The sequence below is a fragment of the Amycolatopsis sp. NPDC049253 genome (genome assembly GCF_040678995.1).
In the GTDB taxonomy this organism is placed as follows: Bacteria; Actinomycetota; Actinomycetes; order Mycobacteriales; family Pseudonocardiaceae; genus Amycolatopsis.
Genome location: NZ_JBFAQX010000071.1, coordinates 1 through 3,986, shown reverse-complemented (window position 1 = coordinate 3,986; position 3,986 = coordinate 1). Strand labels below are relative to the sequence as shown.

Sequence of the window (3,986 nt, the reverse complement as noted above, 5' to 3'; positions counted from 1 at the left end):
CCGGTGTGCTGACCGTGCGGATCCCGGTCGCCGAAACGGCGCGGCCGCGGCGGATCGCGGTCTCCACCGGAATGTCCGCGCGCCGTCAGGAGATCACTTCCTGACGAGTTCCGGACAACATTTCCGACGACGGAGGGCCAGGCCTGCGCGGCCGGGTCCTCCCCACGCCTGAAAGGACACCGGCTCCCGTGACCGCATCGATCGACATCCCGACCGGCCACCCCGCCGCCCCCGCGTTGACGCCCTACTTGCGGGCCGTGACGGCCGAGCTCGGCATCGGGCTCGAGTCGTGCACGGTGGATCACGCCTCGCCGCTGTCGGCCTACGTCGCTCTCGACCAGCAGCACCCGGCCTACCCCGGCCGCGATTTCGCGCTGCTGTGGGACGAAGAGCGCGGCTGGGCAGCCGCGATCGAAACCCACTCCGGCGAGGACCTCATCGTCGTCCGCTACCTCGGCGGCTCAGTCGCACCGAGGCCCCGGCAGGTGGTCCGGTTCGTCGAAGCCGTGCTGGCCGACGACCACACCCTCGGCACCCCACACCCGACCCGCTTCCGGAACGCGGGCGGTATCAACGAACTGACGGCCCTGCTCACCGGGAGGGCGCGACCGTGACCACGCTGCCCCTGCCCGAAAGCTTCGCACTCACGATCCGCGGCTACGACCGCGACCAGGTCGACGAACGCCTCGCCGAACTCCACGAGGAACTGCACCTGCTCACGCTCGATCGCGACGCCGCGCAGTCGCAGGCCGAGCTCCTGGCCGGGCGGCTCGCCCAAGCGCGCACCGAGATCACCGCGCTGCGCGGGCAGCTCGACCGGCTCTGCCAGACCCCCGCCGATCCGGCCGCGGTCGGTACGCGGGTGAGCCGACTGCTCGCGCTGGCCCGCTCGGAAGCCGACGACCTCGTCCTGACGGCACACCAGCGGGCGGCGGCCCTGCGCGCGGAGGCCGAGGACGCCGTCCGCAGGACCCAGGTCCAGCTCCGCGCGATCGACGAAGTGCTCGCCGACGCCGAGTCCGTGTTGAACGAAAGGACCGCGTTCCCCGTGGCTACTGCCGCATAACCGGCGATGAGTCGAGTCAGCGCTCGTCGAGCTGGGCGCGCAGGTCGTGGATCGTGGTTTCGGCATCCGCGAGCTGGTCTTGCAGGCCGATAATGCGGGCAGCGGCGGCGAGGTTGTGGCCTTCATCGAGTTGTTCGCGCAGCCGGACCACGAGGGTGAGCTGGCGGCGGGAGTAGCGACGATGGCCGCCGTCCGAGCGCTGGGGGTGCACCAGATCCGCGGCGTCCAGGCTACGCAGGAACGCTTCCTGCACACCCAGCATCTTCGCGGCCTGCCCGGTGGTGAAGGACGGGTAGTCCGGGTCGTCGAGGTTACCCAGACCAGCCACGCACACCTCCTTCGCCGATTGTCAGGGCGCGCCAGCCGCTCCAGATTATCTACTCCGAATGCTTGACACAACTTGCAGTGCGCGCTATAGAAATGGATAGGCGGTACATGACCTGGTGTCGAACACGACGATGTTGCCGGGGAGTGATCGACGATGCCGGACACCACTCGCCACACGGCGGTGACCAGCGGATTCGCCGAGCTGGTCTGCGCCGACGAAGCCTGGCTGCGCGCAGAGTTCGACGCGATCATCACCGCCAACTTCGGAGTTCTCCCTCCACCCCCTGCACGGTCGCGGCCCGGATCCACGGGCCCTCGGCAACCCAGCCGCATGCCCCGCACGACCGCCGCCGGTGACCGGTCGCCCGGCGTGGTGCCGGCGACGCGAGGCGGTCGGCGGCAGCGTTCCCCTCCGGCGACCGGCGTGCCCTGTGGCCAGCGAACGCGACCGTGACTCGGAAAGGCAGGTGAGGCCCGTACACCTCCGGAGCCCGCCCATGGTGCTTTCGCCGGGCCGGGATGCTTGCTTCAACACGGCCGAAGAGACCTGCAACGGTCCCGGCCCGCGCCTCGCGGCGATTCTTCGCGGCCCCCGGCCCGGCGGCGCGGCAACCCGGACAGGCACCGCAGTGAGGTGACTGCACACGCAGCAATCTCGGACAACGTTTCCTACCGAACTGGTTCCGGCCGCCGCCACCGGTGGCGGCGGCCGGAGTACGACGAGCACACCTGAGCAGCAATACAGGTTGACCAGCCGCCGCCGGCCACCAGCACGCCGGTGGCGGAACACAAGGGAAGGAGCAAAGGAGGCGAAAGGTCATGTTGATGCGGACTGACCCGTTCCGGGAGCTGGACCGGCTGACCCAGCAGTTCTTCGGTGCCAACGGCACCACGGCGCGCCCGGCGGTCATGCCGATGGACGCTTACCGGTCCGGCAATGAGTATGTGGTGGAGTTCGACCTGCCCGGGGTCGCGCCGGATTCCATCGACCTGGACGTGGAGCGCCACGTGCTCACCGTCAAGGCCGAACGCAGGCCGGGCTTCGACGAGGGCGTCGAAGTGCAGGTGTCCGAGCGGCCCCGCGGGGTGTTCTCCCGCCAGCTGTTCCTGGGCGACACCCTCGACGCGGACAACATCGCAGCACACTACGACGCGGGCGTGCTGACGCTGCGGGTACCGATCGCCGAGCAGGCCAAGCCACGCAAGATCGCCATCAGCGGTGGGGGCGAGGCCAAGCAGATCAACGCCTGAGCGCCCCGAACCCCGGCTCGGCCGACACGCGGCCCCGCCCCGCGCGGCCTCGACCGCTGCGGGCGGGGCCGGCGTCGTCTTCGATCAACGTAACGGAGAACCGGTCATGCTCGACGAAGCCCCGGCCTATGATGTCGCCGACCAGCAGCGCCCGGCCAGGCCCGACCCTGCCGACGACGAGCAGGTTCTGCGCGGCCTCGGGGAATCGCTGGACGCCGATCCGGCTGATGTCGCCGACCAACACCGCGAGGTACCGGTAATCGACGACGGCGAAGCCTGGCCCTGACCCGGTTTGCCCCGCGCTGGGTCGAACACAGCAGGAGGATGAGGGGAAGCGATGGGCACCACTCGACGCCGACCGGCCACGATCGCGACAACCTTGGCCGCGACGGCCCGCGACCTTCGGCTCGTGGTCCGCGCGGCCGACGCGGGCCAGCCGCCCGGCCTGCCGCAGCTGCGGGATGTCGGCTGGCAACTGACGCAGCTCACCGGCGAGCTGACCGATCTGGTGGCCCTGCTGGCCGACCACACCGGCCACCACACCCGACGCCCGGAGCATCTCCGCCAGGTCGAGGGCGCACCGGCCACCGCACATCTGGCCGCCGCTTGCCGGGAGCTGGCCACCCTTCGGCGCACCCTCGACACCGCCCACACCGCAGCGCGCGATTACTACACCGAACTCAGCCGGCTCACCACGGCGGCGCCCGGTCCGCTTCGGCCCGCGCCATGAACACCTCTCACCCACCGGCGCTGCCCGATCCGTACACGGTGCTCGGCTTGTGCCCCGGCGCCAGCGCCGCCGAGATCACCACCGCCTACCGGCGCGCGGCCCGTGACTGCCACCCCGACCCTCCGCACGCGGACCGCGACCAGTTCGCGGCCGTGCTCGCCGCCTACCGTCACCTCCGCGACCACCACCCACGGCAGTCCACCGAAGCACACCGGCACCCCGCACACGGCCGCGATATTCCTGTGCGCGTGCACCCCCGCACCACACCGCCGGCGCCAGACGTGCGCGCTGGCCCCGGTCCAACGCCGCCGATCGAACTTGATCGTGGCTGCGTGGTCTTGCTCTCCCCGTAGACAGGGCATGACCGTTCCGGCTGCAAGGCGTCTCGGAAACGATCGTTCGCGAGACACACGTGGCTGATCGGCGTTCCGCAGGAGCGATCTGTAAAGGTTGCCGCGTCCGCGCCAATGTCACGTTCTCGGGGTTCACGGCTTGGACCATGCGGATCGGCTACGGGCCGTCGTCTGGCCCGCAGTCCCGGCCACCACCAGCACACTCAACCAAGGGATTGTGACTTGTCCATGCGCTTTGTCCTGCTCACTGTCATGGCGG

Annotated in this window: 7 protein-coding genes; 6 read left to right on the top strand and 1 reads right to left on the bottom strand. The window is 70.2% G+C overall.

The annotated features are described in order from the left end of the window. The first annotated feature begins 188 nt into the window (after nucleotides 1-188). Together AB0K15_RS47935 and AB0K15_RS47930 are read left to right on the top strand one after the other, a co-directional pair. Nucleotides 189-614: a DUF6292 family protein gene (locus AB0K15_RS47935; protein ID WP_364067903.1), complete on the top strand. Its 426-nt coding sequence runs from the start codon at nucleotides 189-191 to the stop codon at nucleotides 612-614. Next, nucleotides 611-1,066: a hypothetical protein gene (locus AB0K15_RS47930; RefSeq protein ID WP_364067901.1), complete on the top strand. Its 456-nt coding sequence runs from the start codon at nucleotides 611-613 to the stop codon at nucleotides 1,064-1,066. The genes AB0K15_RS47935 and AB0K15_RS47930 overlap by 4 nt, the downstream gene beginning before the upstream one ends. A gap of 16 nt (nucleotides 1,067-1,082) precedes the next feature. On the opposite strand, the gene AB0K15_RS47925 is transcribed toward AB0K15_RS47930, so the two are convergent. Next, nucleotides 1,083-1,394 (bottom strand): MerR family transcriptional regulator, encoded by a 312-nt coding sequence (locus tag AB0K15_RS47925; protein WP_364067899.1) that lies wholly within the window; start codon nucleotides 1,392-1,394, stop codon nucleotides 1,083-1,085. Between the two features lie 818 nt (nucleotides 1,395-2,212). Between AB0K15_RS47925 and AB0K15_RS47920 the strand changes: the two genes are divergently transcribed. From AB0K15_RS47920 to AB0K15_RS47905, 4 genes are all read left to right on the top strand, one after another. Continuing rightward, nucleotides 2,213-2,644 carry an Hsp20/alpha crystallin family protein gene (locus tag AB0K15_RS47920; RefSeq protein WP_364067897.1) on the top strand — a complete coding sequence of 144 codons (432 nt, stop codon included), beginning with the start codon at nucleotides 2,213-2,215 and terminating at the stop codon, nucleotides 2,642-2,644. A 106-nt stretch (nucleotides 2,645-2,750) separates the two neighbouring features. Continuing rightward, nucleotides 2,751-2,930 (top strand): hypothetical protein, encoded by a 180-nt coding sequence (locus AB0K15_RS47915; RefSeq protein ID WP_364067895.1) that lies wholly within the window; start codon nucleotides 2,751-2,753, stop codon nucleotides 2,928-2,930. Nucleotides 2,931-2,981: 51 nt separating this feature from the next. Then, nucleotides 2,982-3,374: a hypothetical protein gene (locus tag AB0K15_RS47910; protein ID WP_364067893.1), complete on the top strand. Its 393-nt coding sequence runs from the start codon at nucleotides 2,982-2,984 to the stop codon at nucleotides 3,372-3,374. Next, nucleotides 3,371-3,727: a J domain-containing protein gene (locus tag AB0K15_RS47905; protein ID WP_364067891.1), complete on the top strand. Its 357-nt coding sequence runs from the start codon at nucleotides 3,371-3,373 to the stop codon at nucleotides 3,725-3,727. The genes AB0K15_RS47910 and AB0K15_RS47905 overlap by 4 nt, the downstream gene beginning before the upstream one ends. The last annotated feature ends 259 nt before the right edge of the window (nucleotides 3,728-3,986 follow it).